Genomic DNA, 21,688 nt, shown 5'->3' with positions numbered 1-21,688 from the left:
GCCGATATCGGGAGGTACGCGTGACGACCCCTTCACAAGCCTCGGTTTTCTTCGACGAGAAGCCCTCGGAAGAACCCGCCAAGAGCAATGCGGACGTTGTGGTCAAGGGCCGCAACGTCGAGATACCGGATCATTTCCGGATATACGTCTCCGAGAAATTGGCTCGCCTCGAGCGTTTCGATCCCTCCATCTACCTGTTCGACGTCGAACTGCAGCATGAACGAAATCGCCGCCAGGCCAAGGCATGTCAACGCGTGGAGATCACCGCGAAGGGCAAGGGCCCGGTCGTTCGAGCCGAAGCGTGTGCCGACAGTTTCTATGCCGCGCTCGAAGCGGTGACGTCGAAACTCGAAAGCAGACTCAGGCGCACCAAGGACCGTCGCAAGGTTCACTACGGCGAGAAGAGGCCGGTGTCCGTCGCCGAGGCCACTGCCGAACTCGCCGAGGACGACACGCTGGCACTCGATCCCGAGACCAAGCTCGATTCGTTCGAGGACGACCAGAGCGGTCCCGGGCACATCGTGCGAACGAAGATCCACTCGGCGGCACCGATGAGCGTCGACGATGCTCTGTACGAGATGGAACTCGTCGGCCACGATTTCTTTCTGTTCCACGACAGCGCAAGCGATCGCCCCTCGGTCGTGTACCGACGGCACGCCTTCGATTACGGCTTGATTCGACTCACCTGACCGGAACACCCGGGACGGGTCGATACGTTCGCCGTCCGTGAAATCATCGAACCGCTGCAGGCTCGACACCGGAGACTCGATCCCCACGTCGAGCCTGCAGTGCTGTGTCGGGGTTGTCCGGATTGCTCATCGGCGATCGTCGAGGACCGATAGTCGGGCTGCCGGGTTTGCAGTGACACCGCCTACCATGGACGCGTTCGGGTTACCCGCCGCGCACAGTCGTGGTGACGAACCCGGGAGCTCGTGCAGTATGTAGTTCTGTTCGTACCAGTACCCGTGAACCGAGGATCGAGGACGAGAAAACCCGTGCCGTCGCTGTCGTTTTCCAAGCTGCTCCGTGTCGGTGAAGGTCGCATGGTCAAGCGGCTCAAGAGCATCGCCGACCACGTCTCGACCCTGTCTCCGGACGTCGAGAGCCTTTCCGACGACGAACTCCGCGGCAAAACCGCGGAGTTCAAGGAGAGGTACTCCGCCGGCGAGACCCTCGATCAGCTCCTGCCCGAGGCCTTCGCCGTAGCGCGTGAGGCGTCGTGGCGCGTGCTGTCGCAGCGACATTTCGACGTTCAGGTCATGGGTGGTGCCGCGCTGCACTTCGGCAACATCGCCGAGATGAAGACCGGTGAGGGCAAGACCCTGACGTGCGTGCTCCCGGCCTACCTCAACGCCATCTCCGGCGAGGGTGTCCACGTGGTGACGGTCAACGACTACCTCGCCAAGCGCGACTCGGAGTGGATGGGTCGCGTGCACCGATTCCTTGGCCTCTCGGTCGACGTGATCCTCTCCGGCATGACCCCGGTGCAGCGCCGCGCCGCGTACGCCGCAGACATCACCTACGGCACCAACAACGAGTTCGGCTTCGACTACCTGCGCGACAACATGACGCACTCGCTCGACGACCTCGTGCAGCGCGGCCACAACTTCGCCGTCGTCGACGAGGTCGACTCGATCCTCATCGACGAGGCGCGCACCCCGCTGATCATCTCGGGACCGGCCGACGCGTCGAGCAAGTGGTATGGAGAGTTTGCCCGTATCGCGCCGATGCTGAAGGTCGATACCCACTACGAGGTGGACATCCGCAAGCGGACCATCGGTGTGCACGAAGCCGGCGTCGAACTGGTCGAGGATCAGCTCGGCATAGACAACCTGTACGAGGCCGCGAACTCGCCTCTGGTGAACTACCTCAACAACGCGATCAAGGCCAAAGAGCTCTACACCAAGGACAAGGACTACATCGTCCGTGACGGTGAGGTCATCATCGTCGACGAGTTCACCGGCCGCATCCTGGTCGGACGCCGCTACAACGAGGGCATGCACCAGGCGATCGAGGCCAAGGAGAAGGTGGAGATCAAGGCCGAGAATCAGACTCTGGCCACGATCACACTGCAGAACTACTTCCGTCTCTACGACAAGCTCTCGGGCATGACGGGTACCGCCGAGACCGAAGCCGCCGAGCTGCATCAGATCTACGGCCTCGGCGTCATTCCGATTCCGACGAACCGTCCGATGGTTCGAGTGGACAACGGCGACCTGATCTACAAGACGGAAGAAGCCAAGTTCGACGCCGTCGTCGACGATGTCGTCGAGCGACACGGTAAAGGTCAGCCGGTTCTCATCGGCACCACGAGCGTGGAACGTTCGGAATACCTCTCGAAGCAGTTCACCAAGCGGGGCGTCGCCCACAACGTGTTGAACGCGAAGTTCCACGAGCAGGAAGCGACGATCATCGCCGAGGCCGGCCGTCAGGGCGCGGTGACCGTAGCGACCAACATGGCCGGTCGTGGCACCGACGTCGTGCTCGGCGGTAACCCGGACATCCTCGCCGACCTGAAGCTCCGGAAGCAGGGCCTGGACCCGGTCGAGACCCCCGAGGAGTACGAGGCTGCGTGGGAGCCTGCTCTCGAGGAGGTCAAGGCTCAGGTCAAGGCCGACGCAGATACCGTGCGCGAGGCCGGTGGCCTGTACGTGCTCGGTACCGAACGGCACGACTCGCGCCGCATCGACAATCAGCTCCGAGGCCGCTCCGGCCGCCAGGGCGACCCGGGTGAATCCCGTTTCTACCTCTCTCTCGGTGACGAGCTGATGCGTCGCTTCAACGGCGGAGCGCTCGAGTCGATCATGACCAGGCTCAACCTGCCCGACGACGTCCCGATCGAGGCCAAGATGGTCTCCAAGGCCATCAAGAGTGCTCAGACGCAGGTCGAGCAACAGAACTTCGAGATCCGGAAGAACGTCCTCAAGTACGACGAGGTGATGAACCAGCAGCGCACCGTCATCTACGAGGAGCGGCGGCGCATCCTCGAAGGTGCCGATATGGAGGGGCAGGTCGAGGGCATGATCACCGACGTGATCACCGCCTACGTCGACGGTGCCACCGCCGAGGGCTACGTGGAGGACTGGGATCTCGAGCAGCTGTGGACGGCGCTCCAGACTCTCTACCCCGTGGGCATCGACCACAAGGTGCTCAGCGGCGAGAACGAGGACGGCGAGAAGGGCGACCTCAGCCGCGACGAACTGCGTGAGGCGCTGCTCGAGGACGCGCGATCTGCCTATTCCACCCGCGAGGCCGAGATCGACGGTATTGCCGGCGAAAACGGAATGCGCGAACTCGAGCGGCGAGTGTTGTTGTCCGTGCTCGACCGCAAGTGGCGTGAACACCTCTACGAGATGGACTATCTCAAAGAGGGCATCGGCCTGCGCGCAATGGCGCAGCGCGATCCACTGGTCGAGTATCAGCGCGAGGGCTACGACATGTTCCAGGGCATGCTCGACGGTCTGAAGGAAGAATCGGTCGGCTTCCTGTTCAACCTGAAGGTCGAGGCGACGCCGGCACCTGCGGGCCCGGCCGCGTCGGCCGGTCTGTCCGTCGCTCCCGGTCTTGCCTCCCCGGTGGCATCGGGACGCCCCGCCCCGGCACCGGCACAAAGCGCGGCCCCGGCACAGACCGCTTCGCGGCCGACGACGCCCGCAGCAGCTCCGACGCCTGCACCGTCGGCGTTGCGTGCCAAGGGCCTCGACGACGAGCAGGAGCGGCGATTGACCTTCTCCGGTCCCGCCGAGGGCGGCGGCACAGACGTCCGCAGATCGGGCGGCACCGAATCTGCCGCCGACGGAACGCGCCGAGAGCGTCGCGAAGCGGCGAGAGCGCAGAGCAAGACCCCGAAGAAGACAGCCCGTCCCAAGCGCAAGAGGTAGTGGACTCAGGTCGCGTCGCCGTGAGTTCGCTCTTCAACCGACTCGCAGCGACGTGACCGTCCACCCTGGCCGGCGTGGATCGACGGCCAGCTCGATCCGGCCCGCGAATGCGAACATGCGTGGACCGCGGGTGTAGGAGCCGAACACCTCCGCGGACACTTCGGATTGGTACACCACGTGCACCCGGTGTACGGCCGCGAATCCGAGTCGTCTCCCCGGCGGCGGATTCCGCACGATGGTCCGCACCAGGTCGATCATCGGGGTGGTGAACAACACCGAGAGTTGATCCGCACTGCGGCGACGATCGATCACCTCGATCAGCATCCGCATCGCGCGGTCGGCCGACGATCGCGCGTCGACGGGTACGACCGGGCGGCCGATCGGCTCAGCGCGGCGTCGAGAACGGTTGCTACGCACAGACGCTCGATGCGCGACCGGCCTCGGTGCCGCAGTGGCCGCCGAATCCCACGTGTGCACGGTCGTCGACGAGAGCGGCGGCTCGAACGGAGCGGCACGGGAGAGGAAGCAGTGGTGTTCGGCGTGTAGTCGGGGACTCGGCGCGGCAGTACCCGCATTGTCCGGCGATTCGTTCGTTTCCATGACGCTCACACCGACATTGACGGTGCGCAGCGTCGTTCGGTTCCCGAGGAATCGGGTCGAGTCCCACGACACGAGTCCTGGAACGACCCCGCGACCGGCGCACGCGCGCCACGTACTCTAGGTTCGAGCCACACCGCGCACCCCGACCCACTCGAACGGGTGCGCACTCCACGCAAGGACGGAGACTGGAACACGCGATGGCGACCAGGCTGACAGCGCAGGATGCGTCGTTCTACTTTCTCGAGGCCAGTAGCAGTCCTATGCACCTCGGCTCGCTCGCAATCTTCAGGACCCCGCGCAGCGGACTCAGCTACGACCGTCTGCTGTCGTTGGTCGAACAGCGGCTGGCGATGGTGCCCCGCTACCGGCAGAAAGTGCGCGAGGTCGCGTTCGGGCTGGCCAGACCGGTATGGGTCGACGACACGGACTTCGACATCACGTACCACATCAGGCGGTCCGCGCTTCCGAAGCCGGGTTCGGACGATCAGTTGCACGATCTGATCGCGCGACTGACCTCGCGCCCGCTCGACCGCACTCGGCCCTTGTGGGAGATGTACCTGGTCGAGGGACTGTCGAAGAACCGTTTTGCAATCTTCACCAAGTCCCACTCGGCGCTCGTCGACGGTGAGCACGCACTCGATATCGGTCAGGTCATTCTCGACGCGAGCAAGAATCCGCCGCCGATGGCCGAAGAGCTGTGGATGCCCGCTCGGGAGCCCAAGGACGCTGCACTGGTCATCGACGCTCTGACCGAGTTGGTGGTGAGGCCGGGGGAGAGTGTGGAGGCACTGCGCGGTGCAGTGAACGGTATGGCCGGTGTCGCAGGTGACGCGGTACGTGCTGCAGGAAAGGTTGCGGCGTTGCTACGGACCGCGACCCAGAGCGCTCCGTCGAGTCCGCTCAACGCGCCGATTTCTCGAAACCGCAGATTTGCGGTGGCCAAGACCGAGCTGTCGGACTATCGCAGAATCCACAATCGCTTCGATTGCTCGATCAACGACGTGGTACTTGCCGTCGTCACCGGCGCACTGCGGAATTGGCTGCTCTCGCGCGGCGAACCGGTGACGGCCTCCTCGACGATCCGCGCCATGGTGCCGATGTCGGTGTACGTCTCCGCTGACCGCGTCGGCTTCGGAGACGTGGGCGACAGGCCGATCGAGCCGGGGGAGGACGATCGCAGCGAGATCTCATCCTTTTTGGTGGACTTGCCCGTCGGTGAGTCGAATGCGGTGGTTCGCCTCTCCCACATCGCACATGCCACCGAGGCGCACTCCCATCAGAGTCGCGGCGTCACCGCACAGACACTGATGCGCATCACCGGCTTCGCGCCGGCGAGCCTGCACGCCATGGGCGCTCGGGCAGGCAGCCGGCTCTCTCAGCGGGTGTTCAACTTGATCGTGACCAATGCTCCAGGACCACAATTTCCTCTCTACGTCGGCGGTGCTCGCATGCTCGAGATGTATCCGGTCTCGCCGTTGTTCGAGAACCAGGCCATGAGTATCGGTCTGACGTCCTACGACGGATTCGTGTTCTTCGGGCTCAATGCCGATCGAGGTGCCATGCCCGACGTCGACGTGGTGACGGCGTTGCTGCACGAGGCGCTGGAAGAGTTGGTCGACGCGAGTAACGATTCGAGAGTGTGAGGTTTTCTGCAATGCGTGTCTACGTTCCGGCGACGCTGGAGTTCTTGAAGGTGTTGTCGGCGGACGGTGAATTCAGTCCGGTGTCGCGGACGGCGTTCGCGGTGACGCCGACTCTGCGGGAGGCGTATTCGTCGGGCGACGACGAGGAGTTGGCCGAGGTCGCGATGGGGGAGGCTGCTCGGGCTTCGCTGCGGTTGATCGCGGCGGCCGTCGACGACGAAGCCGACACCGGAACGGTCGCCGAGGGTGTCGTCTATCGCCGAGCGGTGATCGCAGCCGACGTGGACGACCCCACCCTGCGGCCCGACCTCGACGATGCTGTCGTCCGGTTGAAGGAACCCCTACGGATGGATCAGGTCGCGTCGGTGCACGTCGATCTCGAGGGGGCCGAATCGGCAGTCGCCAAGGCTGTGGCAGCCGTCGATGCCGCCGACATGGGCGACGCCGATGCGGAATTCGTGCTCGGAGACGCCGAGGACCATACGTTGGCGTGGTACGCCCCGCAGGAATTGTCGTTTCTCCTCGAACTCCTGTGATTACGCTGTGATCGTCCCCGCACCCCCGCGGCGACAGTGCCCCCAGGCCTGAACCTACGGTAGCGTAACCTCGATGGCCGGATGCGGCTCAGTGTCTCGACCGAGGGGATGGAACACCCGATGGATCTGAAGAAGTGGCTGGAATCTCCTGCGGCCGGCGTCTCGGCACCCAGGCGTCCCAGACTCAACATGGTGCGCGGGGCTTTCACCCGTATCACCACTCCCTTGTTGCCGGACGACTACCTGCATCTGGCCAACCCGCTGTGGTCTGCCCGCGAACTGCGAGGCCGCATCGTACGAGTGGAGCAGGAAACCGCCACGGCGGTGACGCTGGTCATTCAGCCCGGTTGGGGATTCAACTTCGACTACCAGCCGGGTCAGTACATCGGGATCGGCCTGCACCTCGGCGGACGGTGGCACTGGCGGTCGTACTCGTTGACCTCGCCGCCGAACTGGGAAGACAAGCTGATCTCCATCACGGTCAAGGCGATGCCCGAGGGCTTCCTGTCCTCGCACCTCGTCGGCGGTGTGCCGCAGGGAACCATCGTCCGTCTGGCCGCTCCGAAGGGGAACTTCGCGTTGCCGGTTCCGCCGCCGAACAAGATCTTGTTCGTTACGGCGGGCAGCGGCATCACTCCGGTCATCTCGATGCTGCGCGCACTGGATCGACACGGGGACATGCCCGACACGGTGCACATTCATTCGGCGCCCACCGAGGACGAGGTGATGTTCGCCGCGGAGCTCTCCGCGTTGGAGAAGTCTCACCCCAACTTCACCTCGCACGTGCAGCTGACGCGATCGGACGGCAAGTTCGCCCTCGCCTCGCTCGACGAGCTCTACCCCGATTGGCGCACGCGCGATACCTGGGCCTGCGGCCCTGCAGCTCTGCTCGAGGAGATCGAGAAGACTTGGAAGCGCGAGGGCATCGAAGACCGGCTGCACCTCGAGAGGTTCGAGATCTCCCGAGCCGATACCTCCGGTGCCGGCGGTACGGTCACGTTTTCCAAGTCCGACAAGAAGGCGGCTGTGGACGGGGCGACCACGCTGCTCGAGGCCGGCGAGAATCTGGGAGTTCAGATGCCGTTCGGCTGCCGGATGGGCATCTGCCAGACGTGTGTGGTGCCGTTGACGGCCGGGCATGTCATCGACCTTCGGTCGGGCAAGGAGCACAGCGAGGGTGATCGGGTGCAGACGTGCATTTCCGCTGCTGCAGGCGACTGCACATTGGAACTGTAGGTCTGTTTCTCCCATACCACCTTCTCAGATTGTTCGGTTACGCTCACGTAGGTTGCCCCGTTCGAACCACGATAATTCGGGCACTGCACTCAACTGTTGGAGGACCCGGTGGCCATCACCGACATCAAAGAATTTGCGCACCTCAGCGAAGCGGACATGGAAGCGTTCGGGCGTGAGCTGGACTCGATCCGCCGCGACGTCGAGGACAGCCGCGGCGAACGCGACGCCGCGTATATTCGTCGAACGATCAGGCTCCAGCGACTACTGGAACTCGGTGGGCGCGCAGTGCTGCTCGGCAGCAAGTATCGACCGGCATGGCTCGCTGGTACCGCGATGCTGAGCGTCGCGAAGATCATCGAGAACATGGAACTCGGCCACAACGTCATGCACGGCCAGTGGGACTGGATGAACGATCCGGAGATTCATTCCGTGTCGTGGGAGTGGGACCAGACCGGACCGTCCGAGCAGTGGAAACGAGCGCACAACTACTCGCACCACACGTACACCAACATCGTCGGTATGGACGACGACATCGGCTTCGGCATTCTGAGGATGACCAGAGACGAGCCGTGGAAGCCGATCAATCTCGTTCAGCCGCTCGCCAACATCGTGTTGGCGACGACCTTCGAGTGGGGTATCGCGCTGCACGATCTCGATGCGCAGAAGGAGCTGGACGGCCCGGACCAGAAGACGTTCTGGAAGTCTCCGGCCAATCGGGCGTTCGCGCGCAAGATCGCCCGACAGGTCGGCAAGGATTTCGTTCTGTTCCCGGCATTGACCGGCCCGGCATGGAAGTCCACGTTGACGGCCAACGCCACCGCAAACCTGATCCGTAATCTGTGGGCCTATGCCGTGATCTTCTGCGGTCATTTCCCCGACGGAGCAGAGAAATTCACGATCGGGCAGTTCGACACCGAGACGCGGCCCGAGTGGTACCTGCGCCAGATGTTGGGCAGCGCCAACTTCGAGGCAGGGCCGGTCATGGCTTTCATGAGCGGCAACCTGTGCTACCAGATCGAACACCACATGTTCCCGGATCTGCCGAGCAATCGGTACTCCGAGATCGCCGAGAAGGTGCATGCACTCTGCGAGAAGTACGATTTGCCGTACACGACCGGGTCGCTGGGCAAGCAGTACCTGTTGGCGTTGCGAACAATCCACAAGTTGTCGTTGCCCGACTCTTGGTTGCGCGCCACCTCGGACAATGCACCCGAGACGTCGTCCGAGCGACGCTGGCGAGTGGGCGAGTCGCCTACGGTTCACGCACTTCGCATCGACCCGATCACGGGGCAACGTCGCGGACTTCGATCGGCGATGCAGGAAGCGAGAGTGGCTTTGCGCAACGCCAAGAAGGAAGCCAAGCGTCAAGCGAAGTCGTTGAGACGATCGGATGTGGACAGCCGGTTGTGAGTAGTCACACAGATTCGCGGCCGCAACCTACGCGACCGTAAGTTACGGTACGGTAGGCGTTGAAATTGCACATGGCCCACTTACACGTGCTGTGTGTTCACGACTGCCAGGAGGTTGTTTCCCATGGCGATTACGGACGTCAAAGAATACGCGCATCTGACCGACGCCGATATCGAGGCGCTGGGCCACGAGCTCGACGCGATTCGGCGGGACATCGAGGCTTCGCGCGGTGAACGCGACGCCCGATACGTCAAGAACACCATCCGCTTGCAGCGATCGCTCGACATAGGCGGCAGAGCCGTGCTGTTCGCCAGCCGCCGCCGTCCGGCATGGCTGGCCGGCACTGCCATGCTCGGAGTCGCCAAGATCATCGAGAACATGGAACTCGGCCACAACGTCATGCACGGCCAGTGGGACTGGATGAACGACCCCGAGATTCACTCCACATCGTGGGAGTGGGACAACACGGGTCCGTCGGCTCACTGGAAGCAGACTCACAACTACATTCACCACAAGTACACCAATGTGTTGGGGATGGATGACGACGTGGGCTACGGCCTGCTCCGCGTCACCCGGGACCAGCGTTGGAAGCCGTTCAACCTCGGTAACCCCGTGTTCAACCTGCTGCTGCAGCTGTTCTTCGAGTACGGCGTGGCGCTGCAGCACCTCGAACTGGGCAAGGTGGCCAAGGGGCGCGTGCCGCGCGAAGAGTTCGTGCAGAAGCGGCGCGAGGTGCTCGAGAAGGTCGGTAAGCAGGTCGGCAAGGACTACATCTTGCATCCGCTCCTCACCGGTCCGGCATGGAAGAGCACCTTGACCGCGAACATCGCCGCCAACATGATTCGTAACGTCTGGACCAACACGGTCATCTTCTGCGGCCACTTCCCGGACGGTGCGGAGAAGTTCACCAAGTCCGATATGGAAGGTGAGACGCAGGGTCAGTGGTACCTGCGTCAGATGCTCGGCAGTGCGAACTTCAACGCAGGCCCGGTCATGGAGTTCATGAGTGGGAACCTGTGCTACCAGATCGAGCATCACCTGTTCCCCGACCTACCCAGTAATCGCTTGCGGGAGATCAAGGTTCGGGTTCTCGAGCTCGCCGAGAAGTACGACCTGCCGTACACGACCGGTTCGATCGTGCACCAGTACTTCCTGTCGTGGCGCACCATCGCGAAGCTCTCGCTGCCCAACAAGTACTTGAAGGCAACGAGCGACGACGCGCCCGAGACCGCGTCGGAGCGAAAGTGGGCCGACGCACCGGCCGGGCTGTTCACGGTCGACCCGCAGACCGGCAAACGCCGCGGTCTGCGCACTGCCATCGCAGAAACCAAGAAGCGCAAGGGAATTCGCAGGCTGGTCGGCTCGGCCGCGTAGCCACCGTCGATAGCGAGCAAGCCTGGTCGCAGTCGACTCCATCACGGAGTCGGTTGCTACCAGGCTTCGTTCGTTCGAACGGCCTCGAGAAGCAGACGCACGGCGGCGACGCGTCGAGCAGCATCGCCGGTGAGAGTGTCGAGGGCGCATTCGGGATCGGCCGGAGGGCCGAGGTGCGTGCACCCACGAGGGCAGTCTTCGATCGTGTCGGCCAGATCGGAGAACGCGGCGACGACGTTCTCGGGGGAGATGTGCGCCAATCCGAACGACCGGATACCCGGCGTGTCGACCACCCAGCCACCGCCCGGCAGCGGTAGTGCCACCGATTGCGTCGAGGTGTGACGGCCTTTTCCGACGCCTGAGACCACCCCGGTGGCGCGATAGGCGTCGGGTACCAATCTGTTGACGAGCGTGGACTTTCCGACGCCGGAATGGCCGATGAGTGCGGTCACCGAGTTCGTCAACATCGCGGTCAAATCGGTGAGGTCCTCGGACTGGCCGGCCAGCACGACCGGGACATCGAGATCGGCGAAAGCTGCGGTGAATTCCTCGGGGGCGGCCAGGTCGCTCTTCGTCAGGCACAGGACGGGTTCGAGTCCGCCGACATACGCCGCTACCAAAGCTCGTTCGACGAAGCCGGTGCGCGGTGGTGGATCTGCAAGCGCCGCGACGATGAGCAACCTGTCCGCGTTGGCCACCACGACACGCTCGAACGGGTCGGTGTCGTCGGCGGTCCGCCGCAGTACCGTGCGTCGTTCGGCCACACGCACGATACGAGCCAGAGTGTCGACCTTGCCCGACAGATCGCCGACGATGTCGACTTCGTCGCCCACGACTATCGGTGTTCGGCCCAGCTCACGGGCCCGCATCGTCACGACCGGTCTCGTCGGATCGCCGCCGAGCACACAGCCCCAGCGGCCTCGATCGACCGAGACGACCATCCCTGCTTCGGCGTCGTTGTGTTCGGGTCGAGTCTTGGTTCGTGGACGCGAACTCTTGCCCGGTCGGATACGAACGTCGGATTCGTCGTACCGGCGCGCGGTCAGGAGCCGACCTCGCTCGGTGTCGATACGGACAGCATTGCGTCCCATAGTGTTTCGAAACCGGGAAGCGTCTTGGCGGTGGTGCCGATGTCGTCCACCTCGACCCCCGGTACCCGTAGTCCGACGATCGCTCCCGCGGTGGCCATCCGATGGTCGGCATAGGAGTGCCACACGCCTGCATGCAGCGGTGCCGGATCGATCCGGATGCCGTCGTCCGTCTCGACAGCGCGTCCGCCGAGACGAACGATCTCGGTTGTCAGTGCAGCCAGGCGGTCCGTCTCGTGGCCACGGAGGTGGGCAATCCCACGCAGATTCGACGGCCCCTCGGCCAATGCGGCGAGCGCCGCCACCGTCGGTGTCAGTTCACCGACGTCATGGAGATCGAAATCTATGCCGCGCAACTCGTCCGGGCCCTGGACGGTCAGCACGCCTGCCGTCAGGTCGACTCGAGCGCCCATCCTGGTGAGGATCTCGCGGAAGACATCTCCGGGCTGAGTGGTCGATTCGGGCCAGTTCGGCACGCGCACTCTGCCTTTGGTCACCACTGCGGCGGCCAGGAAGGGGGTGGCGTTGGACAGGTCCGGCTCGATGCTCCACTCGAGCGGCGCGACCGGTCCGGGGTGCACCCGCCAGGTGTTCGCGTCACCACCGGATTCGGGAGTGTCCACGCGGACGCCCGCGCGCCGCAACATGTCCACTGTCATGTCGATGTGCGGCATGGACGGAACGGGCTTGCCGATGTGGTGGATCTCAATTCCCTCGTCGAATGCTGCCGCGGACAGCATCAGACCCGAGACGAACTGCGACGACCCCGAGGCATCGATGTCGACCGATCCGCCCCGCAGCGCACCGGTACCACGCATCGTGAACGGCAGCGCGCTGCCGTCGATGTCGGCCCCGACCGCGCGCAGAGCGTCGAGGATCGTGTCGAGTGGACGAATGCGGGCCTGCTCGTCGCCGTCGAACGACACCTCGCCGGCGGCGAGCGCAGCCAGGGGCGGCACGAAGCGCATGACGGTACCCGCCAGACCGCACTCCACGACTCCGCCGTGTAGCGGTGCCGGAGCCACGTGCAACGTCGTCCTGTCGTCCTCTGCGGCGGTGATCTCGATTCCCAAGGTCGCCAACGCGTCGATCATGAGGTCGGTGTCGCGGCTGCGCAGCGCGCCGGTGATCGTCGACGAGCCAGTGGCGAGTGAGGCGATGATCAGTGCGCGATTGGTGATCGATTTCGATCCGGGCAGAGTGACTGTCGCGTCGACGGGTGCGACGGCGGCGGGGGCTGTCCAATTGCTCACCCGTCCATCTTCTCTCATTCGGTGTCAGCGCGCGGCGATGGGCGCGGATGTAGCGCCGGTGAGCCGCACCAGATCGGCTGGTGCGAGTTCGATCTCCAGTCCTCGTCGACCTCCGCTGCACAGGATCGTTTCGAAGTCGAGAGCCGAGACGTCGATCGCGGTCGGCAGGGATCTGCGTTGCCCGAGAGGCGAGATACCGCCGAAGACGTACCCGGAGGAGCGCTCTGCGGCAGCTCTGTCGGCCATCGTGATCTTTCTGGTGGCCAGAGCGGCGGCTGCGGCCTTGAGCGAGAGCATGGACGTCACCGGAACTATCGCCACCGCCAGCGAGCGATCTGCTCGTTCGACGACGAGCGTCTTGAAGACCTGTTCCGGCCGAATGCCGAGGCGTTCGACGAGGATCTGTGCCGCCTCCTCGCCGTAGGACTGCGTACGAGCATCGTGGTCGTACGCATGCACGGTGTGCGCCACCTTTCGGGCGGTGAGCACGGCGAGAGCGGGTGTGGACGCTGCCATTGACGGGACTCTAGCGATCGATCGGGAACACGGCGGCAGGGAGCTGTGTTGGACATGGACAGTTACGGATGCAGGCGGAAGGAATGACGAATGGCAGTGCTGACCGCGGGACGTCCCCTCGCGTTGAAAGGGGTGATCTCTTCGCAGAAGTCGACCTCGGGCGCGGTAGCCTGGGCGGTGGAAGCTATCGAAGGGATCAGCGTGACAGAAGCCAGCAATCCCGTCGCTGGAGTGGACGACGAGAAGGCCATCGCGGAGCGCAGAGCTGCCGAGACCGAGGCGCAGCTGACCGAGCGCTTCGAGCGCGACGCGTTGCCGATGCTCGATCAGCTCTACGGCGCAGCTCTGCGTATGACGCGAAATCCTGCTGACGCCGAGGACTTGGTGCAGGAGACGTTCGTCAAGGCCTACTCCGCTTTTCGGTCGTTTCGTGAAGGAACGAACCTCAAAGCGTGGCTGTACCGGATTCTCACCAACACCTACATCAACTCGTACCGCAAGAAGCAGCGTCAGCCCGCTCAGTATCCAACCGACGAGATCAGCGACTGGCAGCTTGCTGCGACCGCCGAGCACACGTCGACGGGCCTGCGCTCCGCCGAGGTGGAGGCGCTGGACGCGTTGCCGGACGACGACATCAAGGCCGCGTTGCAGTCACTACCCGAAGAGTTCCGAATGGCTGTCTACTACGCCGATGTCGAGGGCTTTCCGTACAAGGAGATCGCCGAGATCATGGGAACTCCTATCGGAACGGTGATGTCGCGTCTGCACCGAGGACGCAAACAGCTCCGGGGATTGCTTGCCGAGGTAGCGCGTGAGCGCGGATTCAACCGAGACGGCGCAGTCGACCGGCACGAGCAGGAGGTAGTCCGATGACGGGCACCGGCAAGAGCGACGGCGACGAGCAGTTCGAGCGACTCGACTGCTCGGCTGTGATCGCAGACGTCTGGATCATGCTGGACAACGAATGCGACGAGGCCAGCCGCACGCGGCTGCAGAAGCACATCGACGAGTGTGGGTCGTGCTTCGAGGCCTACGGGATCGAGGAGAAGGTGAAGAGCCTGATCTCGCGCAAATGCGGCGGAGATCAGGCACCGTCCGGTCTTCGCGAACGGCTGAGCGTCGAGATCCGCCGCACGGTGTTGACCCGGCAGATCGACACCGACTAGCCGACAGTCGAACCAACGACGAGGGGCCGAGAAGCATGTGCTTCTCGGCCCCTCGCGGCTTGTGGCAAACCGTCAGCTGTTCGGACGTTTGCCGTGGTTGGCCTTGTTGCCCTTACGAGCACGCTTCTTACGTCCACGCTTTCCCATGATGGGCTCCTCTCGTTTGTTCACTACAGTCTCCCACGTGTGATTGGCTTATCGTGACGGGCCTGGTCTCCGAGGGGGTTCCAGGGCAGTTTCCGGTGACGTGAGAGAGAGGTTCGCCGATGTCCGAGGACGTTCGCGCGGAGATGGTGTCGACGGTCTTCCAGGTGGTCGTGTCCCGGGGGGACGCGGTCGAGGTCGGGGACACCCTGGTGATCCTGGAGTCGATGAAGATGGAGATCCCGGTGCTGGCCGAGACGGCCGGTACGGTCACGTCGGTGGACGTGGCAGTGGGCGATGTCATCCAACAGGGCGACCTCATCGCCGTCGTATCCTGAGCTGCGGCCGGACGAGGTTTCGTGTCCACCCTCAGTGACCTACTGGCCGAGCACACCGATCTTCCCGGCGTTGCGGTCGACCATCTGCAACGGGTCGTGGGGGAGTGGCAACTGTTGGCCGATCTGTCCTTCGCCGACGTGTTGTTGTGGGTCGGTACCGACGATGTCTCCAGCGGGACCGCAGACGTGCTGTGTGTCGCCCAGTGCCGGCCGACCACTGCGCCGACCGTGTTCACCCACGACATCGTGGGCACCGTCATCTCCGAGTCCGAACACCCCGATGTGATGGTTGCGTTGCAGCAGCGGAAGATCGTGCAGGGAGGCGTCCTCACCCGAAGTGAGAGCATTCCGGTGCGCTGCGGCGAGCACGTGATCGCGGTCCTCACGCGCGACACCAATCCGGCTCAGCTGCGGCCGCCCAGTGCGCTCGAAGTCGCCTATCGGGAGTGCGCCGACGACCTGTGTCTGATGATCAGCGAGGGAACGTTTCCCACACCGGAAGAGCGCACCGACGTGAACTCGTCGCCCCGAGCAGGAGACGGCTTCATCCGCGTGGATACCGAAGGTCGGGTGGACTACGCGAGCCCCAACGCCCTCTCGGCTTATCACCGGATGGGCCTGACGACGGAGTTGTCCGGCCGGGATCTCGCGTCGGTCACTCGATCACTGGTTACCGACCCGTTCGACTCGCAAGAAGTTGCCGACCACATCCGGTCGTCGCTCGGCGGCAATGTGGGCCATCGCATGGAGGTCGACGCTCGCGGTGCCACGGTCCTGGTGCGCACGCTGGCGCTTCAACCCCGCGGGCGTTCCACAGGCGCTGCCGTGCTCGTGCGCGACGTCACCGAGGTGAAGCGTCGCGACCGCGCCCTGCTCAGCAAGGACGCAACCATTCGCGAAATTCACCATCGGGTGAAGAACAATCTGCAGACCGTCGCGGCGCTGCTACGGCTGCAGTCTCGTCGACTGGAGAACGAAGAGGCGCGCACAGCGCTGGCCGAATCGGTTCGCCGGGTGACATCCATTGCGGTGGTACACGAGATGCTGTCGATGTCGGTGGACGAGGAGGTCGATCTCGACGAGATAGTCGACCGCCTGGTGCCGATCATGCTCGATATCGCAACGGTCAATCCGCGGGTGCGAGTGGTGCGCGACGGCAAGCTCGGTGTGTTCTCGGCAGAAAGAGCCACGCCGCTGGTGATGGTCCTGACCGAATTGGTTCAGAACGCGATGGAGCACGGTTTCGACGCCGGTTCTGCCGGGGTGGTCCGGATCGGCGCCGATCGCTCTGCGAAATGGCTGGACGTGGTCATCCACGACGACGGGCGCGGGTTACCGAGCGGGTTCTCTCTGGAACGTTCGGACGGGCTCGGCCTACAGATCGTCCGCACCCTGGTATCGGTGGAGTTGAACGGATCGCTCGGCCTGCACCCTGCCGCGGGCGGTGGGACCGACGCGATGCTCAGGGTCCCGCTGGGACGACGCGCTCAAAGATCGTGACGACGGTCTGGTGAACGGCGTGTTACACCCTCGAATCGACTCAGGACGCACAGAAGCCCGGTACCCGCTCGGAGGCGGCGTACCGGGCTTCTCTGTTGTCTGTAGTGCGTCCTAGACGGAGCTGCGTGCACGCGTACGCGCGTTACGACGCTTGAGCGCACGACGCTCGTCTTCACTCATTGCGCCCCACACTCCGGCGTCCTGGCCGGATTCGAGTGCCCAGGACAGGCATTCGGCGGTGACGGGGCACCGAGTGCAGACGACTTTGGCATCGGCGATCTGCGCGAGCGCCGGACCACTGTTTCCCACCGGGAAAAATAGTTCCGGATCTTCATCGCGACAAATTGCCTTGTGGCGCCAGTCCATCCTCTGCTCCTTACCGGGCGCCGAAGCGCCGTTTCGTTTCTCTTCTGTTCACGAGTGGGTAACCAATGTTTCCGCACTGTTGCTTGTGAATGCTTTCACGAACTCAGGTGAAGTCAAGGGATACGCGCGTGACCGTGGTCAAGCTCACTCTGTTAGGCTCGCTTTAGCCTTCTGCGCTCCTTTGTACCCCGAGCGGCAGGATTTCGCTCGTCTTTACGCAGTAAACTGCGCCACTGGCATCGCCGTGCGTGAGTAAAGGCGGCACGTCACCTGGTCGGAGCGACAACTTCCAACGCGTCGGGGGTGGCGAAGAACTCGGCTTCCGTGCGCTCACCGAGGTAGTCCCCGTCCATCTGCAAGCCGACCGGCTCCGTCGAAGAAATGCGGATACTCGGAACGTCGTCGATCCGAATCAGCTTGCGCGACTTGGGTTCCGATCCCTTCGACAACAATTGCCGCGACACCCTCAATGTGGGGAACAGGGCCGTCGAACGCATTGCGAACACACCGAGACCCGAGTCGAAACTCGTACCGGGATTGGTGTGCACCGGCCGCTCGTTCAAGTAAGTCCACGGACTCGAGTTCGACACGAACGCGTAATGAATCCCATCGAAGGGATCTGTCCCCGGGATCTCCACCGTCAACCGGGCCGGCCGACGCTTGTGCTTGAAGAACTCCTGCACCGCCGACCGCAGGTACCGCGTCGCGGACACCGGCATGCCGTCCTTACGGCCGGCATCGATCGCCCGGCACACATCGGCATCCAAACCCATACCCGCATTGAACGTGAACCAGCGGTTGTCGCAGTGACCCAGACCGACCGTGCGACGAGCTCGCGCGTCGAGCAGACCGATCAACTGATTCGTCGCCGCCACCGGATCCGCTTCGATGCCGAGAGAGCGCGCAAACACATTCGCGCTCCCCCCGGGAACGACTGCGAGCGGAGGAATCGCACCGATCGTCACGGCCTGCATGGACGTCGGCAACGGCACCCCGAGCAGACCGTTGATCACCTCGTTGACCGTGCCGTCACCACCGTGAACGATGACCAGGCCCACACCGTCTTCACGCGCACTCCGCGCGAGTTCCGACGCATGGTCACGATGAGTCGTCTGTGCGACGGTCACCCGAACCCGACTCGACAACGCATGGGCCAACAGATCCCGAGCCGCAGCCGTCGTAGAAGTCGCATTCGGGTTCACGATCAACAGCGCACGCACGAGAGCCCACACTATCGGCGCCGGTCCGGAAGCTTCACACGCAGTTGTGAGTAAGCCCTGCCGCAGACTCCACTGCTGTTGTCGATGGGTCGTTCCGCAGGCTCCACTCCTCTCGTTGCGGGTCGTTCCGCAGGCTCCACTCTCGGGTTGCCTAGGCTGGTCGCGTGCCCACCTCCTCACCCGACAATCTCAGTCCGCCGGCCACCTTTCGATCCGCCGGGGTCCTCGTCGCAGCACAGGGCGCGGCATCGCTGATCGCCGCATTCGTCCTGATCGTCCGAGCGGTCTCCGGTGACGGCGACAATGCCGTCGCGAACGGCTACGGCACCGCCGGGTGGTTCGGCGTGTTGGGTGTCGGAGTAGGGGCCGCGGGCATCGCACTCGCGATCGGTAAACGCTGGGCCAGAGCGCTCGCCACCGTCGTACAACTTCTGCTGCTGCCCGTCGTCTGGTCGCTGCTCACCGGATCTGGCCAAATCGTGTACGGCGTCGTTCTCGGTGCCGTGGTGATCGGGGTATTGGTTTTGCTGTTCAGTCCGCCGTCGACGCGATGGATGGCAGCGGAGTACAGCGATATCGACGACGAGTTCCGCTGAACCGAACTGGTCAGCCCGCCTTCGCGGCCAACTCGGCCAGCGCGCCCTCGGTCAATCGGAACGTGGTCCACTCGTCCTGCGACTGAGCGCCCAACGACCGGTAGAAGCCGATCGACGGAGTGTTCCAATCCAGAACCGACCAGGTCAACCGCGTGTAATCCTGGGCGACGCACTCGGCAGCCAACGCTGCCAGCAAGCCGGTTCCGAAGCCCCCTCCGCGCGCGGCGGGCTGTACGTACAGATCCTCGAGGTAGATCCCGTTGACGCCGTCCCACGTGGAAAAGTTCAAGAACCACAAGGCGCACCCGACCACCGTTCCCTCGCTCTCGGCGACGTGCGCGAACACCGACGGCTGGGTGCCGAACAGTGCAGAACGCAGGTGCTGCTCGCGAACGGTGCACAGTGACGACGACTTCTCGTAGGCAGCGAGCTCGTGAACCAGAGCAGTGATCGCGGGTACATCGGCCTCGGTGGCGCGGCGGATCATCGCCTTCCTTCCGTTGTTGCGGACGCTGCGGTCAGAATCGAGGGGTGCACATTGTGCGCAACGAGCTGGCGGTACGAATGCTCGAACCCCAGCAGCGAATACGCGGCCGGCGAAAGCGCGAAGCGCTTGCCTTCGGTGATCGAAGCCTCGGTCCAGCCGGCGATGAGCGCGCGCGAGAAGTGGCCGTGGCCGACCAGCACGACGTCTCGGTCGACGAGTACCGGCAGGACGACCGAGAGCACGAGCTCCACCCGAGCGGTGATGTCGCCGATCGACTCACCGCCCGGGCACGGATGCGTCCACACCGTCCAATGCGGAACCGTCTCGTGGATCTCCGTGGACGTGATCCCCTCGTAATCTCCGTAGTCCCACTCCGACAACGCATCCCACGTCCGTTCGATTCGCAGGCCGGCCAGGTCGGCGGTTCTGCGGGCGCGCTCCCTCGGACTGGAGATCACCAGTGGATCGCGCAACGTCAACAACTGCAGCAACGATCCGGCGTCCACCGCCTGTTGTTCGCCGGTGCTCGTGAGGGGGACGTCGGTGTTGCCGGTGTGTTTGCCGGCGAGGGCCCATTCGGTTTCCCCGTGCCGAAGTAGAACGACTCTGCCGGCCTCGCCGCCGCCGTGTGTGGTCATGGAACGATCATGCCTGCCTCGCCGTGTGGCTCTTGTCATAGGTGGGCCGCAGATGTGTCCGATTTGTCGATTGAGTACGGACCTACCGGCCGGTTACTCTCGTTGCACATCTCGACTCCTCGGGCGACACGTACCGGCCCGTAATGCCTCACAGCTCCTCTCATCGACCTGGAGAACCATGACCGACCTGCAGAAGCCCGCGTCGCCCGATGCGCCGGAGAAGCTCGACGGTGCGTTGCTCAAGATCGCCGGGGTCGTCGTTCTCGGGGCCATCATGTCGATTCTCGACGTCACCGTCGTCAGCGTCGCGCTCCGGACGTTCACCGACGTCTTCGACACGACCTACGCCAACGCGGCGTGGACGATGACCGGCTACACACTCGCGTTGGCCACCGTCATACCCCTGACGGGGTGGGCTGCCGACCGGTTCGGGACCAAGCGGCTCTACATCACCGCTCTGGTGCTCTTCGTCCTCGGTTCGGTGCTGTGCAGCTTCGCCTGGGACATCACCTCGCTCATCGTTTTCCGGGTACTGCAAGGACTCGGCGGCGGCATGTTGATGCCCCTGGGCATGACGATCATGACGCGCGCCGCCGGCCCCGAGCGGATCGGGCGGGTGATGGCCGTACTGGGTGTTCCGATGCTCATCGGGCCCATCGCAGGACCCATTCTCGGCGGCTGGTTGATCGAGGCGGCGAGCTGGCACTGGATCTTCCTCATCAACCTCCCGATCGGCATCCTCGCGCTGATCGCTGCCGTTGTCATCTTTCCCAAGGACAACCCCACGCCGTCCGAGTCCTTCGATTTCCGCGGCATGCTGATGCTGTCGCCCGGTCTTGCCCTGTTCCTCTACGGCGCGTCCTCGGTCGTCGAAACCGAAACCGTCTTCGCGGTGAAGGTGCTGGCACCGGTCCTCGTGGGCCTGGTGTTGATCGTCCTGTTCGTGCTGCACGCACTCCGGGTGGAGCATCCACTGATCGACCTGCGGTTGTTCCAGAACCGATCGCTGTCCGTGGCCGTGATCACCACGACGCTGTTCATGGTGGCCTTCATGGGCGCGGGTCTACTGTTCCCCAGTTACTTCCTGCTTCGCGGCGAGACGACGTTGACTGCCGGTCTGCTGCTCGCACCCCAGGGCATCGGTGCGATGATCGCGATGCCGATCGCGGGCGTGATCGCAGACAAGTTCGGTCCCGGCAGGATCGTGCTGGTGGGCATGGTGTTCATCACCGCGGGGATGGCGGTGTTCACTCAGGTGGGAACGAGTACGTCCTACACCTTGCTGATCGGTGCGCTGTTCGTGATGGGACTCGGCCTGGGTTCGACGATGATGCCGATCATGACGGCTGCCCTGCAGACATTGACCGACGAGACCGTTGCCCGAGGCTCGACGTTGATGAACATCGTGCAGCAAGCAGCCGGCTCGATAGGTACCGCGTTGATGTCGGTGGTGCTGACCGCTCAGCAGAAGCCCGCGTCGGCCGCGACCAGCCAGGTCGAGGCATTCGATATCTCGGCCAGGGCGTTCGGCACCACCTTCACGGTCGCCCTGGTTCTGATCGTCGCCACGTTCGTTCCCGCGTTCTTCCTGCCCCGAACCAAGCACGTCAGCGAGAGGGCAGCGGCGCCCACAGTTCTGCACTGACGCGCCCGAGAGATGCCGAACCCTCGCTCATGGGCTCGATGTAGGCAAGGA

The 21,688-nt window shown here is 63.9% G+C and carries 22 protein-coding genes; 13 read left to right on the top strand and 9 right to left on the bottom strand.

Going from position 1 to position 21,688, the window contains the following annotated elements:
• Window positions 1-20: 20 nt before the first annotated feature.
• Both hpf and secA read left to right on the top strand, forming a co-directional pair.
• Window positions 21-689 (top strand): ribosome hibernation-promoting factor, HPF/YfiA family, encoded by a 669-nt coding sequence (gene hpf / locus ACIGGF_RS10255; protein ID WP_094614258.1) that lies wholly within the window; start codon window positions 21-23, stop codon window positions 687-689.
• 306 nt (window positions 690-995) lie between these two features.
• Complete coding sequence (secA, locus tag ACIGGF_RS10250) at window positions 996-3,881, top strand: preprotein translocase subunit SecA (RefSeq protein ID WP_397521233.1); 2,886 nt, start codon at window positions 996-998, stop codon at window positions 3,879-3,881.
• A 33-nt stretch (window positions 3,882-3,914) separates the two neighbouring features.
• On the opposite strand, the gene ACIGGF_RS10245 is transcribed toward secA, so the two are convergent.
• Window positions 3,915-4,481 (bottom strand): Rv3235 family protein, encoded by a 567-nt coding sequence (locus ACIGGF_RS10245; RefSeq protein WP_397521232.1) that lies wholly within the window; start codon window positions 4,479-4,481, stop codon window positions 3,915-3,917.
• A 197-nt stretch (window positions 4,482-4,678) separates the two neighbouring features.
• Here ACIGGF_RS10245 and ACIGGF_RS10240 point away from each other — a divergent pair, with 197 nt between their 5' ends.
• The 5 genes from ACIGGF_RS10240 (at window position 4,679) to ACIGGF_RS10220 (ending at window position 10,680) form a co-directional block, all read left to right on the top strand.
• Window positions 4,679-6,124: a wax ester/triacylglycerol synthase family O-acyltransferase gene (locus ACIGGF_RS10240; RefSeq protein WP_397521231.1), complete on the top strand. Its 1,446-nt coding sequence runs from the start codon at window positions 4,679-4,681 to the stop codon at window positions 6,122-6,124.
• 11 nt (window positions 6,125-6,135) lie between these two features.
• Window positions 6,136-6,660: a DUF6912 family protein gene (locus ACIGGF_RS10235; protein WP_397521230.1), complete on the top strand. Its 525-nt coding sequence runs from the start codon at window positions 6,136-6,138 to the stop codon at window positions 6,658-6,660.
• A 120-nt stretch (window positions 6,661-6,780) separates the two neighbouring features.
• Complete coding sequence (locus ACIGGF_RS10230) at window positions 6,781-7,896, top strand: ferredoxin reductase (protein WP_397521229.1); 1,116 nt, start codon at window positions 6,781-6,783, stop codon at window positions 7,894-7,896.
• Between the two features lie 108 nt (window positions 7,897-8,004).
• Window positions 8,005-9,306, top strand: a complete 1,302-nt coding sequence (locus ACIGGF_RS10225) for a fatty acid desaturase family protein (protein ID WP_397521228.1) — start codon at window positions 8,005-8,007, stop codon at window positions 9,304-9,306.
• Window positions 9,307-9,429: 123 nt separating this feature from the next.
• Window positions 9,430-10,680: a fatty acid desaturase family protein gene (locus ACIGGF_RS10220; RefSeq protein WP_397521227.1), complete on the top strand. Its 1,251-nt coding sequence runs from the start codon at window positions 9,430-9,432 to the stop codon at window positions 10,678-10,680.
• A gap of 56 nt (window positions 10,681-10,736) precedes the next feature.
• Here ACIGGF_RS10220 and rsgA read toward each other — a convergent pair whose 3' ends face one another.
• From rsgA to ybaK, 3 genes are read right to left on the bottom strand one after another with little or no spacing between them, the layout of a single operon-like run.
• A complete protein-coding gene (rsgA, locus tag ACIGGF_RS10215; protein ID WP_397521226.1) occupies window positions 10,737-11,771 on the bottom strand; it encodes a ribosome small subunit-dependent GTPase A in 1,035 nt (344 codons plus the stop codon).
• Window positions 11,723-13,039, bottom strand: a complete 1,317-nt coding sequence (aroA, locus tag ACIGGF_RS10210) for a 3-phosphoshikimate 1-carboxyvinyltransferase (RefSeq protein WP_397521225.1) — start codon at window positions 13,037-13,039, stop codon at window positions 11,723-11,725. The genes rsgA and aroA overlap by 49 nt, the downstream gene beginning before the upstream one ends.
• A gap of 6 nt (window positions 13,040-13,045) precedes the next feature.
• A complete protein-coding gene (gene ybaK / locus ACIGGF_RS10205; RefSeq protein WP_397521224.1) occupies window positions 13,046-13,537 on the bottom strand; it encodes a Cys-tRNA(Pro) deacylase in 492 nt (163 codons plus the stop codon).
• Between the two features lie 90 nt (window positions 13,538-13,627).
• Between ybaK and ACIGGF_RS10200 the strand changes: the two genes are divergently transcribed.
• Both ACIGGF_RS10200 and rsrA read left to right on the top strand, forming a co-directional pair.
• Window positions 13,628-14,410 carry a sigma-70 family RNA polymerase sigma factor gene (locus ACIGGF_RS10200; RefSeq protein WP_397521223.1) on the top strand — a complete coding sequence of 261 codons (783 nt, stop codon included), beginning with the start codon at window positions 13,628-13,630 and terminating at the stop codon, window positions 14,408-14,410.
• Window positions 14,407-14,703: a mycothiol system anti-sigma-R factor gene (gene rsrA, locus ACIGGF_RS10195; protein WP_397521222.1), complete on the top strand. Its 297-nt coding sequence runs from the start codon at window positions 14,407-14,409 to the stop codon at window positions 14,701-14,703. The genes ACIGGF_RS10200 and rsrA overlap by 4 nt, the downstream gene beginning before the upstream one ends.
• Window positions 14,704-14,775: 72 nt before the next feature.
• Here the strand turns inward: rsrA and ACIGGF_RS10190 are convergent, their stop codons facing one another.
• Window positions 14,776-14,850, bottom strand: a complete 75-nt coding sequence (locus tag ACIGGF_RS10190) for a 50S ribosomal protein bL37 (RefSeq protein WP_370878772.1) — start codon at window positions 14,848-14,850, stop codon at window positions 14,776-14,778.
• A gap of 119 nt (window positions 14,851-14,969) precedes the next feature.
• Between ACIGGF_RS10190 and ACIGGF_RS10185 the strand changes: the two genes are divergently transcribed.
• Window positions 14,970-15,185: a biotin/lipoyl-binding carrier protein gene (locus ACIGGF_RS10185; protein ID WP_397521221.1), complete on the top strand. Its 216-nt coding sequence runs from the start codon at window positions 14,970-14,972 to the stop codon at window positions 15,183-15,185.
• A gap of 21 nt (window positions 15,186-15,206) precedes the next feature.
• Entirely contained in the window at window positions 15,207-16,685 is a 1,479-nt protein-coding gene (locus ACIGGF_RS10180) for a sensor histidine kinase (RefSeq protein WP_397521220.1), read from the top strand.
• 111 nt (window positions 16,686-16,796) lie between these two features.
• On the opposite strand, the gene ACIGGF_RS10175 is transcribed toward ACIGGF_RS10180, so the two are convergent.
• Together ACIGGF_RS10175 and ACIGGF_RS10170 are read right to left on the bottom strand one after the other, a co-directional pair.
• The gene (locus tag ACIGGF_RS10175) at window positions 16,797-17,051 is read right to left on the bottom strand and encodes a WhiB family transcriptional regulator (protein WP_032366305.1); all 255 of its coding nucleotides are present in this window, start codon (window positions 17,049-17,051) and stop codon (window positions 16,797-16,799) included.
• Window positions 17,052-17,317: 266 nt separating this feature from the next.
• The gene (locus ACIGGF_RS10170; protein WP_397521219.1) at window positions 17,318-18,271 is read right to left on the bottom strand and encodes a diacylglycerol/lipid kinase family protein; all 954 of its coding nucleotides are present in this window, start codon (window positions 18,269-18,271) and stop codon (window positions 17,318-17,320) included.
• A 164-nt stretch (window positions 18,272-18,435) separates the two neighbouring features.
• Between ACIGGF_RS10170 and ACIGGF_RS10165 the strand changes: the two genes are divergently transcribed.
• Window positions 18,436-18,867 carry a hypothetical protein gene (locus ACIGGF_RS10165; RefSeq protein WP_397521218.1) on the top strand — a complete coding sequence of 144 codons (432 nt, stop codon included), beginning with the start codon at window positions 18,436-18,438 and terminating at the stop codon, window positions 18,865-18,867.
• 10 nt (window positions 18,868-18,877) lie between these two features.
• Here the strand turns inward: ACIGGF_RS10165 and ACIGGF_RS10160 are convergent, their stop codons facing one another.
• Complete coding sequence (locus ACIGGF_RS10160) at window positions 18,878-19,354, bottom strand: GNAT family N-acetyltransferase (protein ID WP_397521217.1); 477 nt, start codon at window positions 19,352-19,354, stop codon at window positions 18,878-18,880.
• Entirely contained in the window at window positions 19,351-19,992 is a 642-nt protein-coding gene (locus ACIGGF_RS10155; RefSeq protein ID WP_397521216.1) for an acid phosphatase, read from the bottom strand. Before ACIGGF_RS10155 ends, ACIGGF_RS10160 begins: the two co-directional genes overlap by 4 nt.
• A 178-nt stretch (window positions 19,993-20,170) precedes the next feature.
• Between ACIGGF_RS10155 and ACIGGF_RS10150 the strand changes: the two genes are divergently transcribed.
• The gene (locus ACIGGF_RS10150) at window positions 20,171-21,637 is read left to right on the top strand and encodes a DHA2 family efflux MFS transporter permease subunit (RefSeq protein WP_397521215.1); all 1,467 of its coding nucleotides are present in this window, start codon (window positions 20,171-20,173) and stop codon (window positions 21,635-21,637) included.
• The last annotated feature ends 51 nt before the right edge of the window (window positions 21,638-21,688 follow it).

The organism is Rhodococcus sp. NPDC078407 (genome assembly GCF_044542515.1).
Classification (GTDB): Bacteria; Actinomycetota; Actinomycetes; order Mycobacteriales; family Mycobacteriaceae; genus Rhodococcoides.
Note: the sequence above shows the minus strand (reverse complement) of the source record. Positions and strands in the feature narration are given on the sequence as shown.